13 protein-coding genes and 1 tRNA gene are annotated in these 14,691 nt (G+C 70.5%); 6 read left to right on the top strand and 8 right to left on the bottom strand.

Translation table 11 applies throughout. The features are described 5' to 3' along the window. The first annotated feature begins 57 nt into the window (after positions 1–57). The 6 genes from Q0Q47_RS08565 to Q0Q47_RS08590 are packed head-to-tail and all read left to right on the top strand — an operon-like array spanning position 58 to position 3,009. Positions 58–735 (top strand): hypothetical protein, encoded by a 678-nt coding sequence (locus Q0Q47_RS08565; RefSeq protein ID WP_293857412.1) that lies wholly within the window; start codon positions 58–60, stop codon positions 733–735. Further along, positions 732–938 (top strand): hypothetical protein, encoded by a 207-nt coding sequence (locus Q0Q47_RS08570; RefSeq protein WP_293857415.1) that lies wholly within the window; start codon positions 732–734, stop codon positions 936–938. Before Q0Q47_RS08565 ends, Q0Q47_RS08570 begins: the two co-directional genes overlap by 4 nt. Beyond that, entirely contained in the window at positions 935–1,282 is a 348-nt protein-coding gene (locus Q0Q47_RS08575; protein ID WP_293857418.1) for a hypothetical protein, read from the top strand. The genes Q0Q47_RS08570 and Q0Q47_RS08575 overlap by 4 nt, the downstream gene beginning before the upstream one ends. After that, positions 1,279–1,503 (top strand): hypothetical protein, encoded by a 225-nt coding sequence (locus Q0Q47_RS08580; protein ID WP_293857423.1) that lies wholly within the window; start codon positions 1,279–1,281, stop codon positions 1,501–1,503. The genes Q0Q47_RS08575 and Q0Q47_RS08580 overlap by 4 nt, the downstream gene beginning before the upstream one ends. After that, positions 1,503–1,790, top strand: a complete 288-nt coding sequence (locus Q0Q47_RS08585; RefSeq protein ID WP_293857426.1) for a hypothetical protein — start codon at positions 1,503–1,505, stop codon at positions 1,788–1,790. The genes Q0Q47_RS08580 and Q0Q47_RS08585 overlap by 1 nt, the downstream gene beginning before the upstream one ends. Beyond that, positions 1,783–3,009, top strand: coding sequence for a hypothetical protein (locus Q0Q47_RS08590; protein ID WP_293857429.1), 1,227 nt, complete (start codon positions 1,783–1,785; stop codon positions 3,007–3,009). The genes Q0Q47_RS08585 and Q0Q47_RS08590 overlap by 8 nt, the downstream gene beginning before the upstream one ends. 52 nt (positions 3,010–3,061) lie before the next feature. Here Q0Q47_RS08590 and Q0Q47_RS08595 read toward each other — a convergent pair. From Q0Q47_RS08595 to Q0Q47_RS08630, 8 genes are all read right to left on the bottom strand, one after another. Continuing rightward, a tRNA-Asp gene (locus Q0Q47_RS08595) sits at positions 3,062–3,138 on the bottom strand. A gap of 40 nt (positions 3,139–3,178) precedes the next feature. Beyond that, positions 3,179–5,071 carry a heavy metal translocating P-type ATPase gene (locus Q0Q47_RS08600; RefSeq protein ID WP_293857432.1) on the bottom strand — a complete coding sequence of 631 codons (1,893 nt, stop codon included), beginning with the start codon at positions 5,069–5,071 and terminating at the stop codon, positions 3,179–3,181. A gap of 203 nt (positions 5,072–5,274) precedes the next feature. Continuing rightward, positions 5,275–6,069, bottom strand: coding sequence for an ATP-binding cassette domain-containing protein (locus Q0Q47_RS08605; RefSeq protein ID WP_293857435.1), 795 nt, complete (start codon positions 6,067–6,069; stop codon positions 5,275–5,277). After that, positions 6,069–7,088, bottom strand: coding sequence for an ABC transporter ATP-binding protein (locus Q0Q47_RS08610; protein ID WP_293857438.1), 1,020 nt, complete (start codon positions 7,086–7,088; stop codon positions 6,069–6,071). Before Q0Q47_RS08610 ends, Q0Q47_RS08605 begins: the two co-directional genes overlap by 1 nt. Positions 7,089–7,090: 2 nt before the next feature. Next, on the bottom strand, positions 7,091–7,987 hold the full coding sequence (locus tag Q0Q47_RS08615) for an ABC transporter permease (RefSeq protein WP_293857441.1): 897 nt from the start codon (positions 7,985–7,987) through the stop codon (positions 7,091–7,093). Further along, on the bottom strand, positions 7,984–8,991 hold the full coding sequence (locus tag Q0Q47_RS08620) for an ABC transporter permease (protein ID WP_293857444.1): 1,008 nt from the start codon (positions 8,989–8,991) through the stop codon (positions 7,984–7,986). The genes Q0Q47_RS08615 and Q0Q47_RS08620 overlap by 4 nt, the downstream gene beginning before the upstream one ends. Before the next feature lie 46 nt (positions 8,992–9,037). After that, positions 9,038–10,603 carry an ABC transporter substrate-binding protein gene (locus tag Q0Q47_RS08625; RefSeq protein ID WP_293857447.1) on the bottom strand — a complete coding sequence of 522 codons (1,566 nt, stop codon included), beginning with the start codon at positions 10,601–10,603 and terminating at the stop codon, positions 9,038–9,040. 256 nt (positions 10,604–10,859) lie between these two features. After that, positions 10,860–14,681: a hydantoinase B/oxoprolinase family protein gene (locus tag Q0Q47_RS08630; RefSeq protein ID WP_293857450.1), complete on the bottom strand. Its 3,822-nt coding sequence runs from the start codon at positions 14,679–14,681 to the stop codon at positions 10,860–10,862. Positions 14,682–14,691: the final 10 nt, after the last annotated feature.

Consider the following 14,691-nt stretch of genomic DNA (forward strand, 5'->3'; position numbering starts at 1 on the left):
GTGACGGGATATTCGCCATCACAAGCGCCCGCGCCTTTCTCAACAAGGACACTCCCCATGACTGAGATAAGCGCCGAGATGGTCGAAGCGGCGGCACTTCGGAAAGAGTTGATGCGCTTGATGCGCGAAGACTTCGACCCCACTCCCCCGGGTTGGGAGGGGCGCGAGTGGGACGATAATGCCGAAGACGTAGCGGACAAGATGCTTGTCGTCGTGTCAAGCACGACCTCACTTGCAATGAGTGCCGTTCGCGCCGCAAAGATGCTGATTGATAATATCAATGAATTCGGTCAGGTCACAGACCCCGTGTTCCTCGACTGCGCCGAAACTTCGATCAAAGCAGCCCTCGCAGTGCGAGAGAGCCCCCGCGTGCGACACCTCAAGCGCGGCTCGGTCTATGAGGTGATCGGCGAGGCCGTGGCCCAGGTGTCAACGGGCCGCCAGGTGCCGCAGTTCGACGCCGAGGGCTACGCAATCACGGTGCGTGTCCGCAACGTACAGGACGGCGACCGCCTCACCGACCGTGGCTTCGACCATCTGCATGAGGGCTTTCGAGAAAAGGCCCGCGCCAAGATCCGGGCGCGCGACGGCGTGACGTCCGACACCGTCCCGGTCCCGCGCGAGCTCCTCGAGCGCCTGGTCGACAGCGGCGTCCTGATGGGCGCCAAGGAAGAGACCGTCGAACGCCAGCCGCTCGACGAGCTGCGCGCCCTCCTCGGGAAGGTCGCACCATGAGCACCGTCGATCTTTTCGGGCAGCCCGTGGTGCAGCCCCCCACGTTCACCGAGTGGCTTGCGGATCTGGACCGCCTGGCCGTCGCCGAATTCGGCTACAGCGCCGCCCCATCTGCCAGCACCGGGCCCGAGTGCTGGCGCAGCTATTTCGACGAAGGGTACTCGCCGCGCGAGGCGCTCATGGAGGAAGGCACCTACCAATGACAGTCATGGACGAGATCGCGGCCGAGCGCCGCCGGCAGACGACGGTCGAGGGCTGGACGCCCGAGCACGACGACGCGCACGAGGATGGCGACCTGGCCGCAGCAGGCGCGATCTACGCGATCCACGGTGCGTCCAATGATCGCGCTCGCGAAGGCTACCCCGAGGGCGAGCCGCGGCTCGGGTGGCCGTTCGACCGGGCATCATGGAAGCCGAAGGACCGCCGGCGCGACCTCATCCGCGCGGCCGCGCTGATCGCCGCTGAGATCGAGCGCATGGACCGGGCTGAGCAGCGCGCCAACCCGATGCCCGACACCTTCGCCGAGCAGCCCGGGGGCGCCCGATGACCAGCCAGGCGCTCCCCCTGCCGGCGCGTGGCGATCCGGTCATCGTCCGGAAGGTCGTGCGCGACGGCAACGCCGAGCTCCGCCATGCCTGGCGCGAGGCGACCGTGATCCAGGCGGACGAACGCTACCGGACGCTCTACGTGGCCTACGCAGACGGCGAGACGGAAACCGTGTCGGACAGGTTCTGGAGCCGGCCAGCGACCCCGCCCTTGGAGGTGTGATGCCCGTCCGCGCGCCCCGCATCATCCCACAAGACGTGCCGCGAGGGGCCGCCGGCCGCCGGCTGGGCCTGACCGAAGCCGAGTTCAAGTCGGCTCTGCCGGGCCTGCTGGCCCGGGGCTTCCCCGGCGCCGATCCGACGACCGGCCTCTATGACCTGGAGGCCGTCGACGCCTGGCGGCGCGCACGTCACCCCCATTTGTTCACGTTGACCGGCGCCACGACGGCGGTCGATGCTCGCACGGGCATCGTCCGTCACCGTCTGGGAGCGTCAAAGGGGCATGGGTAGGGTGAAGATCCCCTACTACGTCGTGGTGAAGGGGCGCGGCTACTGGCGCCCCACGGCGTCCATGCGCGCCCGGGGCTTCAAGCTGGTCCGCTGCGGACCTGACGGGCCGGCCGCCTGGAAGATCGCCTCCGATTGGGCGGCGCGCTGGGAGCGCGTTCGCATCGGCCTCGATCCCGCACCAGGTGCCGCGCCGCGCCCCACCGATCCCGACGCCATCTTCGCGCTGCGCCAGTGGCCTGCCGGATCGCTCGGCGAGGCCTTCGGCCGGTACCGCCGCACCGAGGAGTGGAAGCGCAAGGCGCCGGTCACGCGCCAGGAGTGGGACCGCGTGTGGACGCGGATCGAGCCGCTGCTCGGCGACGTCGCCCCCTCGACCGTCTCCCTGGAGGACATGAGCAGCCTGAGGGCCTGGGTCGAAGAGACGGTCAGCCTGCGCGAGGCGCACCGGGTCATCAAGGTCTGGCGGGCGCTGTGGAAGGCCGCGGCCGCGCTGAAATACTGCGAGCGCGACGAGGACCCGTCGCTGGGCGTGCGCAACAGTGCCGCCAAGGGCCGGACGCTGACCTGGACCGAGGGTGAGGCCGTGCGGCTCGTCAAGGCCGCCTGGCGGGCCGGAAACGCCGGTCTGGCCGCCGCTCTGGCGGTGATGTGGGACAGCCAGCTCTCGCCGGGCGACGTGCGGGCGCTGACGCGCGGCCAGCTCGACGAGGTCCTCGCCGGCGGCCTGATCCTCACCGAGCGCGCCAAGACCGGCAAGCGCGTCGGCGCGACCCTGTCGAAGCGCACCGCCCGGCTGGTGCGGGCCTATGTCGACCAGCTCGGCGCCGAGCTGCTCGAGGACGTGGTCGTGTTCAGGACGCGGGGGCATTCGAGCGGCGACGGCCGGCCCTGGGCGCCGCGCCCCTACACCAAGGACAAATTCGCCGAGGACTTCCGCGAGATCCGCGCCGTCGTGTTCGGCGCCCAGGAAGAGCGGCAGATGCGCGACTTCCGCCGGTCTGGTGCGCGCGAGGCGATCGCCGGCAAGGCCGAGCCCGCGCACCTGGCCCACGCGATGGGCAACACGCTGCACACGTCGGCCGCGCTGTTCGAGACCTACGCCCCGGCGCACATCACCTCGCTCGAGGAGGTGGCGAAGGCGAGGCAGGCCGGACGGCAGAAGTTGAGGGGCAGCGAGGAACGGACCAAGCCCAAAAGTGTCAACCGCCGGCCGAGTTGATACTTTTGCCCGGCGGGGCGGTTTTGTAAGCCACTGATTTCCAAGAGGAAAGTGGCGCGAGAGACGGGGCTCGAACCCGCGACCTCCGGCGTGACAGGCCGGCGCTCTAACCAACTGAGCTACTCCCGCGCGGAGCAGACGACGTGTCGTCCGCTGCGGTGGCGCTGAATTACGGGACGCCCCCTGCCCTGTCAAGCGACCAATCGCGGCCTTCGTGAACAGGGCGTGGACGGGGAGCCGGACCGCCAGCCAGCGCACGCAGCGCGTTGAGCACGACGGCCACGTCGATCCCTTCCTGGATCAGGGCTCCCTGCAGGGGCGTGAGGTGGCCGAGCGCCGCGGCGACCATGGCCGCGAGCGACAGACCCATGCCCCAGGCGACGCTCTGCAACGCGATCGTGCGGGCCCGGCGGGCCGCCGCCAGCGCGAGCGGCAGGCGCGCGAGGCTGTCCACGAGAATCACCGCGTCGGCCGCCTCCGAGGAGGCGGCGGCGCCGCGCGCGCCCATGGCGACGCCCACGTCGGCCGCGGCCAGTGCCGGCGCGTCGTTGACGCCGTCGCCGACCATGAGGACCGGCGCCAGGCGATGCTCGTCCTGCACCACCGCGACCTTGCCGGCGGGCGTGGCGTCGGCCACCACCCGGTCGATCGCGAGGCCTTCGGTGACACGTGCCGCCACGTCGGCGCGGTCGCCGGTGACGAGGACGATTCGCGCGATGCCGCCCGCGCGCAGGCTCTCCAGCGTGTCGCTGGCGTCGGCGCGCAGTTCGTCGGCCATCACCAGCCAGCCGGCGTGGCGGCCGTCGGCCCCGACATGGGTGGTGAGCCGCCCCGCGGCGGGGTCGTCGTCGAGGCCGTCCGTGTCGGCGACGTTGCGCATGACGAAGTCGCGCGTGCCGAGCACGACGGTCTTGGACGCGAGGCGGCCATGCAGGCCGGCGCCGTGCTCCTCCTCCACCGTCTCCGGCACGGCGAGCGTGAGGCCGCGGGCCCGCGCCTCCTTGACCAGCGCCGCGGAGACGACGTGCTGCGATCCCTGGGCCAGCGAGGCGGCGATGTGAAGGAGGCCGTCCTCGCTCCAGGGCTCGCGCGGCGCGATCGTGGTGATGGCCGGCTCGCCGGCGGTCAGCGTACCGGTCTTGTCGATCAGCAGCGTGCGGACCCGGGCCATGGCTTCCAGCGCTCGCGCGCTCTTCACCAGCACGCCGTGGCTCGCAGCCCGCGACAGGCCCGCGACGATGGCCACGGGGACGGCGAGAATCAACGGGCACGGCGTGGCGACGACCAGCACCGCCAGCGTCCGGACGGGATCGTGGGTCAGCACCCAGGTGGCGCCGGTGAGCGTCACGGTGGCGAGGAGGAAGGCCAGCGCATAGCGGTCGGCGAGGCGCGCCATCGGCGCCTTCGACTGCTGCGCCGCCTCCACCAGGCGCACGATGCCGGCATAGGTGCTCTCCGAGGCCGGTCGCGTGGCCACGAGCACGAAGGCGGGCCCGGCATTGGCGCTGCCCGACATCACCGGCTCGCCGGCGTGCCGGGCCACCGGCAGCGATTCGCCGGTGAGCGCCGCCTCGTCGAGCTGGGCCTCGCCCTCGTCCACCGTGCCGTCGACGGCGACCACCTCGCCCGGGCGGACGAGCAGCCGGTCACCCGGCACGAGGTCCGCCAGCGGCACCTGCTCCAGCCGGTCCCCCACCTTGCGGGTGGCCGTACGGGGCACGCGCGACAGCAGCGCAGTCATCTCGCGCCCGGCCCGCTGCTGGGCGAGGCTTTCCAGCATCTGCCCGCCGGAAAACATCAGCGCGATCACGTTGCCGGCGAGCGTCTCGCCGACGACGAGCGAGCCGCCCATGGACAATGCGGCAATGACGTCGAGGCCGAACTCGCCGCGGGCCAGGCTGGTGACGATGATGACGAGGAGCGCCAGCAGCACCACGCCGGTGCCTGCCGCCCACGCGACGTGCGCGTTGGCGGTGTCTCCCATGAACCAGAGCACGCCGCCCGCGACGAGGGCGATGAGCGTGACGGCGAGAAGGGCGGCGTCGAAATGGCGGCGGGTCATGGGGGTCTCCTGACGCCCACTCTAGCCCCCCTTCCCGCCCTTGCCATGAAATGGGTCAAGCCGCCCGCTTGCACTGGCCCCTCGCTCTCTCCGCCGTCCTGGCCGGGCCCGGCCCGGCCATCCACGACTCCGGCGGGCGGGGCAAAGTCGTGGGTCCCCGGGCCAAGCCCGGGGATGACGGCGGAGAGGTGGACGACTGGCGACTATCGGAACGGCGAGCGGTCCGGATCGGGATCGGGCATGGCGCCCAAGAGCATGCGGCCGTATTCGGACCTCGGGCCGGCGAAGAGCGCTTCGGCGGGGCCCTCCTCGACGATCTCGCCGCGGTAGATGAGGGACACGCGGTCGCAGACGTAGCGGATGACGCCGAGGTCGTGGGAGATGAAGAGGTAGCCGAGCGAGAAGCGCTGCTGGAGGTCGTGGAGGAGATTCAGCACCTGCGCCTGCACGGACACGTCCAGCGCCGACGTCGGTTCGTCGAGCACGATGAGCTCGGGGTTCACGGCCAGCGCGCGGGCGATGCCGATGCGCTGGCGCTGGCCGCCGGAGAACTCGTGCGGGTAGCGGTGCAGGTGCTGGGCGCCGAGGCCGACGAGGTCGAGCAGCTCGGCGACCCTGTCGGTGCGACGGCGGGCGTCGAGGCCCAGCGTGTCGCGGTGGATGATCATGGGCTCGGCGACGATGTCGTGCGCCGTCATGCGCGGGTTCAGCGAGGCGTAGGGATCCTGGAAGACGATCTGCACGCGCGAGCGCAGCCGTTGCATCTCGGCGGCGGGCAGCGTGGCGATGTCCTTGCCGTCGACGAGGATCCGGCCGGCCGTCGGGCGCTCGAGCCCGAGGATGCAGCGCGTCAGCGTGGTCTTGCCGGAACCGGATTCGCCCACGAGCCCGACGCTCTCGCGCCGGCCGACCGTCAGGCTCACGCCCTTCAGCGCGGCGACGTCGGGACGTCCGCGCCGGCCGGGATAGATCTTGGTGACGCCCTCGACGACGAGCATCAGGCCGCCTCCCCTGCCGGGTTGTTGCAGGCGACGCGATGGCCGGGCGACGGCTCGACGGTGGCCGGACGGCCCTCGCGGCAGGCCGGCAGCGCGCGGTCGCAGCGGTTGGCGAAGCGGCAGCCCTGCGGGGCGTGGATGAGGTTCGGCACGCTGCCAGCGAGCCCCTTGAGCGTGCCCCGCGCGGTGGCCGCGGACGGGATCGCGGCGATGAGGGCGCGTGTGTAGGGATGCGTCGGGTTCTTCAGGACGGCGCGGACGGGGCCGCGCTCGACGATGGAGCCCGCATACATCACCGCCACATGGCTGCAGATCTGGGCGACCACGCCGAGATTGTGGGTGATCAGCATCACCCCGAGCCCGTCCTGGCGGACGAGGTCGTGGATGAGGCGCAGGATCTGGGCCTGCACCGACACGTCGAGGGCGGTCGTCGGCTCGTCGGCGACGAGCAGGTCCGGGCGGCCGATCAGCGCCATGGCGATGAGCACGCGCTGGCGCATGCCGCCGGAGAACTGGTGCGGGTAGTCGTCGATGCGGCCCGCCGCATCCGGGATGCCGACGCGGTCGAGCATGCGGATGGCCAGGTCGCGCGCGGCGGCCTTGCGGGCCCGGCGCGAGGCGCCGGAGGGCAGGCCGAGCACCGAGGCATCGGCGCCGTCGGCGTGCAGCGCCACGTCCACCATCTGCTCGCCGATGCGGAAGACCGGGTTCAGGTTGGTGGTCGGGTCCTGGAAGATCATGCCGATGCGCCGGCCGCGCAGGCGCCGCATGGCGGCCTCGTCGAGCCGCAGCAGGTCCGTGCCGTCGAAGCGTACGGCGCCCCGGGCGTAGCGGGCCGGCGGCGTGGCGACGAGGCGCGAGACGGAGAGCCCGGTCAGCGACTTGCCGCAGCCGGTCTCGCCCACCACGCCCCAGATCTCGCCGCGGTCGATGGCGAGGTCCACGCCGTTCAGCACGTGCGCCTCGCCCTCGAAGGAGCGCATGAAGAGGTGCAGGTCGTCGATCTCGAGGAGGGCCATGGTCAGCGCCGCGCCCGCGGGTCGAGGACGTCGCGCAGGCCGTCGCCGAGGAGGTTGAAGGCGAAGACTGCCAGGAAGATCGCGCAGCCGGGGAAGATCGCCGTCCACCAGTAGTCCGGCAGGTAGCCGCGGGCGAGCGACAGCAGCACGCCCCATTCCGGCGTCGGCGGCTTCACGCCGATGCCGACGAAGCCGAGCGAGGCGACCGTCAGGATGGCGAAGCCCATGTCGAGCGACGCCTTGACGATGATCGGCGACACGATGTTGGGCAGGATGTGGCGGAAGAGGATGCGCGGCGCGCTGGCGCCGAGCGCGCGGGCGGCCTGCACGTAGACCTCCTCCTTGCGCGCCATCACCTCGCCGCGCACGAGACGCGCGAATCCGGGCCACCACGACAGCACGATGGCGAAGACCATGTTGGCGATGCCGGGCCCGAGCGCCGCGGCGACCGCCATGGCGAGGATCAGCGAGGGCAGCGTCAGCATGAGGTCGGTGAAGCGCATCAGCGCCTCGTCGACCCAGCGACCGACATAGCCCGCCACGGCGCCGACCACGGTGCCGACGATGGCGGCGAGCGTGACAACGGCGAGGCCGGCCAGCAGCGACACGCGCGAGCCGGCCACGACCAGCGAGAGCACGTCCTGTCCCAGTTCGTTGGTACCGAACCAGTGCTGGGCCGAAGGCGGCTTGAACCGCGCGCCGGTGTTGATGCCGCCGGCCACGTGCTCGGGATAGGGCACGAGCCAGGGCCCGGCGATGGCCGCCACCAGCAGCAGCACGACGATGGCGAGCCCCACCACCGACAGCCAGCTCTGGCGGAAGCGGTAGAGGCCGCGCCGCCAGTTCTGCAGGCGCGCGGCGGCGGCACTGGAGGGGATGTTGCCGGCGACCGCGCTCATTCGTAGCGCACCTTCGGATTGAGGAGGCCGTAGAGCAGGTCGACGACGAGGTTGGAGAGGATGAAGATGGTGCCGATGGCGAGCGTCACGCCCATCACCGGCATGAAATCCTGGCTGACGATGGCCTTGGTGGCGTAGAGCCCGATGCCCGGCCAGTCGAACACGGTCTCGACCAGCACCGTGCCGCCGAGCAGCCAGCCGACATAGAGGCCGATGACGGTGAGGCTCGAGGTCATGGCGTTCTTCAGCACGTACTTGAACACGATGAGCTTCTGGGAGAGTCCCAGGGCCCGCTCGGTGAGCACGTAGTCCTGCTGCAGGACCTCGATGGTGGACGCACGCATCATGCGGGTGATGGTGGCGAGCGGCGACAGGCTCATGGCGATCGCCGGCATGGCGAGATGCTGCAGCGCCACCCAGAAGGCGCCGAACTGCCCCGCGGCGAGCGCGTCGATGGTGAGGAACCCGGTGAGCGCCGGTGGCGGCTCGTCGATGATGGGGAAGCGACCGCCGAGCGGCAGCCAGCCGAGCGCCATGGCGAAGACGAGCTGCAGGATGAGGCCGAGGAAGAAGCGCGGCATGGAGATCGCGCCGAGCGACACCACGCGGGAGAGATAGTCCGGCCAGCGGTTGGCGTAGACGCCGGAGAGCAGCCCCGCCGGAATGCCGACGATCACGGCGAAGGCGAGCGCCGCGAAGACGAGTTCCAGCGTCGCCGGCAGGAACACCTTCAGGTCGTCCCACACCGGGCGCCGGGTCAGGACGGACTGGCCCCAGTCGCCCCGCACGAGACCCGTGGCGTAGTTCCAGTACTGGACGGGCAGCGGCTTATCCATGCCGAGCTCGCGGGCGAGCGAGTCGATGTCGGCCTGGGTGGCCTGCGGGCCGGCGGCGAGCTTGACAGGATCGCCCGGCAGCAGGTGCGAGATCGTGAAGACGAGCAGCGACAGCCCGACGAGGACCGGGATGAGCAGGACGATGCGTCGGAGCGTGTAGCGGAGCATGGCGGGCGAGCGGACGGGCGCCGGACGAGCCGGCGCCCGCGGCGCATCACTTCAGGGAGAGCGGGAAGAACTCGATGGCGTTCGACGCCACCGGGGTGAAGACGAGGCCCGACACGTCGGAGCGCAGCGCGAGCTTGCGCTTCTCGAGCACGCCGAAAATGTCCGGCGCGTCCTCGACCACCTGCTTCTGGAACTGGAGGTAGATCTCCTTGCGCTTGGCCTCGTCCGGCTCGGCGCGGCCCTTCATGATCAGGTCGTCGACGACCTTGCTCTTGTAGACCGGGTTCTGCCAGTTGCCGTTGCGCGAGGAGTGGTAGGCCGCGAACGCGATGTTGTCGGGATCGCCGTAGTTGCCGGTCTGGTAGACCGTGAAGAAGTCGGCGACCTTGTCGGGCGAGGCGGTCGAGGCGACCATGTCCGGCCAGACCATCGCCTTGATGTCGAGATCGATGTTGAGCTTCTTCAGGCTGTCGAGCAGCACGAGGCCGAAGCGGCGCACCTGCTCCAGGCCCGAGACGTGCACGAAGGTCAGCTTCACGCCGCCGTTCGGGTACTTCGACTTGGCGAGGAATTCCTTGGCCTTGTCGAGATCCATGCGCGGCACGGCGAGGTTCGGGTCATGGCCGAAGATGCCGTTCGGCAGCGGGCCGACCATGAGCTGCTGGTAGCTCGAGGACTCCTCCATGGCCTTGTAGTTGAAGGCATAGGAGATGGCCTTGCGGAGGTTGATGTCCGCCAGCGGGCCGTACTCCGTGTTCATCTTCATCGAGAACGTCCGGAACTCCGGCTCGATGATCGAGACGACGCCGGGCTTGTCCTTCAGCTGGTCCATGTCCTCGGCGGTGAGGTCGACCGCGATGTGGGCCTCGCCGCGCTGCAGCGCGAGGCGCTGGTTCGAGGTCTCGCGGATGATGCGCCAGATCGCGCCCGTGAGATTGCCACCGCCCGACTTCCAGGGCGCGGCGACCTTCTCGAACTCGTAGAGGGTGCCGGGCTCGTAGCGCTTCAGCTTGAAGGCGCCGGAACCGGCCACGTTCTTGGCGAGCCAGGCCTGGGCGTCATCGGCGCCCTTGTTGGCCTCGACCTCCTTCGGGTTGACCACCCACAGCCAGGGCAGGACCTGGAGGAAGGCCGCGAAGGGCTTCACCAGCTTGATCTTGACGGTCTGGGCGTCCGCCGCGCTGACGCTCGACTGGTCGAGCGTGCCCGCCACCATCCAGCTGTTGCCCTTGTTGAGGCGCAGCAGGCGCTGGAACGAGTAGACCACGGCGTTGGCGTCGACGGGCGAGCCGTCGGTGAACTTCGCGCCCGGGTCGAGCTTGAAGGTGTACTCCATGCCGTCCGGCGACACGGTCCAGGACTGGGCGAGGTGCGGGACGACCTTCACCGGGTTGCCCTCGACGCGCACGAGGCTGTCGTACAGGTTGCGCATGAAGGCGGAGGCCGAATAGCCGGTCGCCACATGCGGATCGAGGTTCGGCACGTCCTGGTTGCTGGCCACGACCAGCACCTTGCGGGCCTGGGCCGCTGCCGGCGCGATGCCGGCCGAGGCGGCCAGCGAGACACCCAGCGCGGCCGCGGCGGCCACCGTGAGAAGATTGCGTCTGTCCATCGTCACCCCTCCAAGGGTCTTTTTCCCGTCGTCCCCCGGCACCGGATCGCACCCGGCGCCAATTCAAAGCTTACGCCTCGTACCCTTTTCGCTCACCCCTCGGCGTCTTGGCCGGGCTTGACCCGGCCATCCACGACTTCGGGACGGCCCCGGCACAGTCGTGGATGCCCGGGCCGAGCCCGGGCAGGACGCGGAGAGGTGGATGCACATGTATCCCAGCGTTTCGTGGGCTGGGATCGGGCACGAGCATTCATCGTCATTCCGCGGCCGCGAGGCTCGCAGGTTCCATGCCATAGTCGCGCGCCGCCGCGTCGGCGGAAACGCGTCCGTTGGCGACATCGTCGGCCACGTCATCACGGTTGCGTGCGCGCGGGTCGCCGTAGCCGGCCCCGCCCGCCAGAACCACCTCGACGACGTGGTCGGCGCGGTCGATCGTGACAAGTTCGCCCGTTCCGCAGTCGCGCACCACCGATCCGTCGGCGCCGAGCACGCGCCCCTGGGCCGCGCCACCCGCATGGCCGCCGAAGAGGCCGTCCGGAATGTTGTTCACGCCCTCGGGATAGACGGCGACCAGCGTGGCGAGCTGGTCGTCGGCGAGCTTGCGCAGGCGCACGCGCTGGCCCAGGCCGCCGCGGTTCTTGCCCGGGCCGCCGCTGTCGGTGACGTAGGTCTTCTCCAGCACCAGCACCGGCACGCGCGCCTCGAAGAGCTCGATCGAGGTGTTGGCGGCCGAGGTCGGCCACAGCAGTCCCGACTTGCCGTCGCCGCGCGCCGAGGCGCCCTGCCCGCCGCCCATGAACAGGAGGTCGGAGTAGATCCGGCCCTCGCCGTCCTGGCCGTAGATGTTGGCCGCGACCGGCAGGCCGGTGAAGGCCTGCACCTGCGCGGGCGCCGCGTCGGCGAGCGCGCGGAAGATGTTCGGGGCGATGTACCAGCCGGTCCGCGTCCGGATGTTGACCGAGGCCGGACGTTTCGGGTTGAGGATCGATCCTTCCGGCGCGGCCACCGAGAACGGCCGGTAGCAGCCGGCATTGCCGCGCACGTTCGGCGTCAGCATGCACTTCAGCGGATAGGTCGCGTGCGCGGCCGTGTAGTTCAGCGTCGAGTTCAGTCCGCCCTGCGGCAGCTGCGGCGGGGCGCCGTCGAAGTCGACCGCGATGCTGTCGCCGGCGACGGTGAGCTTCACGGGATAGCGCATCGGCGTGCCGAGCGGGTTGTTCCAGATCTCGGACGTGTAGTCGCCGTCCGGGATCGCGGCGATGGCGTCGCGCATCGCCTTCTCGGACCGGCCCTGCACGACGGCGGCGAGCGCCCGCAGATCGTGCATGCCGTAGTCGTCCATGAAGGCCAGCAGTCGCTCGGCGCCAAGCGCGTTGGCCGCCACGAAGGAATGGAGGTCGCCCAGGACCTGCTCTCCGTTGCGGACGTTCTCGTTGAGGAGACGGTGCAGCGTCTCGTTGGGAACGCCCGCCTCGTAGAGCTTCATCGGCGGGATCTGGAAGCCCTCTTCGTAGATCTCGCGGGCCCTGAGCGAATCCTTGGTGCCGCCGATGTCGGACACGTGCCCGACCGTGCCGAGCAAGCCGACGACGCGCCCGTCCCGGAAGCACGGCGTCACGACGGCGATGTCGAAGAGATGCCCTGCGCACAGCCACGGGTCGTTGGTGACGAGCACGTCGCCCGGCTTCAGCGTGTGGGCCGGGTAGCGCTCGAGCAGCGCCTTCACGGCGCGCGGCAGCGTCAAATTAAAGACCGGCATGGCGCGCGGCGAGTGGGCCAGCGTCTCGCCTTCCGGATCGAGCAGCTCGCAGGCGAAGTCCTGCGCCTCGGAGATCACCAGCGAGAACGCCGTGCGGCAGACGGTCAGCCACATCTCCTCGACGACGGTGACCAGGCGGCTCCACATGATCTCGAGCGCGATCGGGTCGGACTCGATGAGGGCCGCGGCCTGGGCGACCGGCGTGTCCTTGCTCACCCGCACCTCGACCGGCGGGGCAACGCCGACGGTGACGCGGATGTTGAGCGTCTCGTCGATCGACACCGTGTCGCCCGGCAGCACGACGGTGGTCGCCTCGCGCTCCTCGATGATGGCCGGACCCGGGAAGCTGTCCCCGGGGACGAGCGCGTAGCGGTCGTAGACGGGCGTCTCGACGGCCCTGCCGTCGAACCAGGCCGTGCGTACGCTCTTCTGCTTGGCGGACGCGTCGCCACCGCCGGTGGCGCCGTTGAGGGTAAGCTGCGGCACGGGGCCGAGGCAGCGGACGCGGAAGTTGATCGCCTCGATGCGGGCGCCTTCCGGCGGCTTGGTGTAGCGGCTGGTGTAGACCCGGTCGAAGCCCTCGCGGATGGCGGCGAGGCTTTCGGCCGTGATGGCGCCGGACGGCAGCGGCACGGCGATGTCGTGCATCTGGCCGACGAGGCGCATGTCGGCGGACCGCTCGGCGGTGATGTCGGCGACGGCGATGCCCGCCTCGACGAGGGGCCGGCGCGCCTCTTCCTCGACGGAGGCCAGCAGCGTGTTGACGCCGGCGGCGTCGAAGCCCTCGGCCAGCACCACGGGCATGGAGCGGACGATCTCGAAGGAGAGCGGCGCGGCGAGGAAGCCGAGCGCGGACGCCGCGCCTGAGGCCGGCGGCACGATGAGTTCGCCGACGCCCAGCGCGCGGGCCACCTCGGCCGCATGGGCCGGACCGGCGCCGCCGAAGCCGACCATGGCGTAGTTGCGCGGGTCCTTGCCTTTCTCGACGAGGTGCACGCGGGCAGCCGCGGCCATGCCCTCGATGACGACCTTGTGGATGCCGGCCGCCGCCTCCTCGACGCTGAGGCCGAGCGGCTCGGCGACGGTCGCCATGGCGCGGCGGGCGGCTTCGAGGTCGAGCGTCATGCGCCCGCCCAGGAAGAAGCCGGGGTCGTAGTAGCCGAGCACCAGGTTGGCGTCGGTGACGGTGGGCTTGGTGCCGCCCATGCCGTAGCAGGCGGGGCCCGGATCGGAGCCCGCTGAATGCGGGCCGACCTTGAGCAGGCCCACCTCGTCGATGGCGGCGATGGATCCGCCCCCGGCGCCGATCTCGATCATGTCGATGACGGGCGCCTTGATGGGCAGGCCGGAGCCCTTCTTGAAGCGGTGGACGCGGCCCGCTTCCATCATGGGGGCGATCTCGGCGCGGCCGTCCTCGATCATGCAGGCCTTGGCGGTCGTGCCGCCCATGTCGAAGGAGATGACGTCCTTCTTGCCGGCGAGTTCGCCGAAGAGCGCCGTGGCGAGGCCGCCGCCGGCAGGACCGGACTCCAGAAGGCGGATCGGGAAGGCCCGCGCCGCGGCGGGCGACACGAGGCCACCGGCTGAGTGCATGAGGCGCAGCGCGCCGGTGAAGCCGCGCCGGGCGAGCTCGTTCTCGAGCCGCTCGACGTAGCGGTCCATCAGCGGCTGGACATAGGCGTTGGCGCAGGTCGTGACGCAGCGCTGATACTCCCAGAGCTCGGCGACGACCTCGTGCGAGAGCGACACGCTGAGCTGCGGGAATTCCTTGCGGGCGATCTCGCCGACGAGCTTCTCGTGGGCGGGGTTGCGGTAGCTGTGCAGGAAGCAGACGGCCACGGCCTGCACGCCCTCGGCGACGAAGCCGCGCAGCGCGGCGCGCACCTTCGCCGCGTCGAGCGCGACGACCACGTTGCCGTCGCGGTCCATGCGCTCGGGCACGCCGATGCGGCGCGAACGCGGCACGAAGGGCTCGGGGAACTGCAGGAACAGGTCGTAGATGTCGTAGCGCTGCTCCGTGCCCATCTCGAGGATGTCGTGGAAGCCCTCGGTGGTGATGAGGCCGAGCTTGGCGCCGTTGCGCTCGATGACGGTGTTGGTCACCAGCGTCGTGCCGTGGACGATCTCGCCGACGTCGGCAAAGCCGATGCCGCCCATCTCGACGATCTCCTCGAGGCCGATCAGGGCCGCCTCCGAGGGATCGTGCGGGGTGGTGAGGCGCTTGTGCAGGATGATGCGGCCGCCCTCCCCGTCCAAGAGGATGAAGTCGGTGAAGGTCCCGCCGATGTCGAACCCGATCCGCCAGCGCGCCTGTGTCATGGCCTCGTCG

This window comes from uncultured Alsobacter sp., assembly GCF_945952055.1.
Classification (GTDB): domain Bacteria; phylum Pseudomonadota; class Alphaproteobacteria; order Rhizobiales; family Beijerinckiaceae; genus Alsobacter.

Coding starts and splice junctions, on each gene's coding strand:
- Q0Q47_RS08565 (WP_293857412.1), top strand. CDS start 58: ATGACTGAGATAAGCGCCGAGATGGTCGAAGCGGCGGCACTTCGGAAA.
- Q0Q47_RS08570 (WP_293857415.1), top strand. CDS start 732: ATGAGCACCGTCGATCTTTTCGGGCAGCCCGTGGTGCAGCCCCCCACG.
- Q0Q47_RS08575 (WP_293857418.1), top strand. CDS start 935: ATGACAGTCATGGACGAGATCGCGGCCGAGCGCCGCCGGCAGACGACG.
- Q0Q47_RS08580 (WP_293857423.1), top strand. CDS start 1,279: ATGACCAGCCAGGCGCTCCCCCTGCCGGCGCGTGGCGATCCGGTCATC.
- Q0Q47_RS08585 (WP_293857426.1), top strand. CDS start 1,503: ATGCCCGTCCGCGCGCCCCGCATCATCCCACAAGACGTGCCGCGAGGG.
- Q0Q47_RS08590 (WP_293857429.1), top strand. CDS start 1,783: ATGGGTAGGGTGAAGATCCCCTACTACGTCGTGGTGAAGGGGCGCGGC.
- Q0Q47_RS08600 (WP_293857432.1), bottom strand. CDS start 5,071: ATGACCCGCCGCCATTTCGACGCCGCCCTTCTCGCCGTCACGCTCATC.
- Q0Q47_RS08605 (WP_293857435.1), bottom strand. CDS start 6,069: ATGCTCGTCGTCGAGGGCGTCACCAAGATCTATCCCGGCCGGCGCGGA.
- Q0Q47_RS08610 (WP_293857438.1), bottom strand. CDS start 7,088: ATGGCCCTCCTCGAGATCGACGACCTGCACCTCTTCATGCGCTCCTTC.
- Q0Q47_RS08615 (WP_293857441.1), bottom strand. CDS start 7,987: ATGAGCGCGGTCGCCGGCAACATCCCCTCCAGTGCCGCCGCCGCGCGC.
- Q0Q47_RS08620 (WP_293857444.1), bottom strand. CDS start 8,991: ATGCTCCGCTACACGCTCCGACGCATCGTCCTGCTCATCCCGGTCCTC.
- Q0Q47_RS08625 (WP_293857447.1), bottom strand. CDS start 10,603: ATGGACAGACGCAATCTTCTCACGGTGGCCGCCGCGGCCGCGCTGGGT.
- Q0Q47_RS08630 (WP_293857450.1), bottom strand. CDS start 14,681: ATGACACAGGCGCGCTGGCGGATCGGGTTCGACATCGGCGGGACCTTC.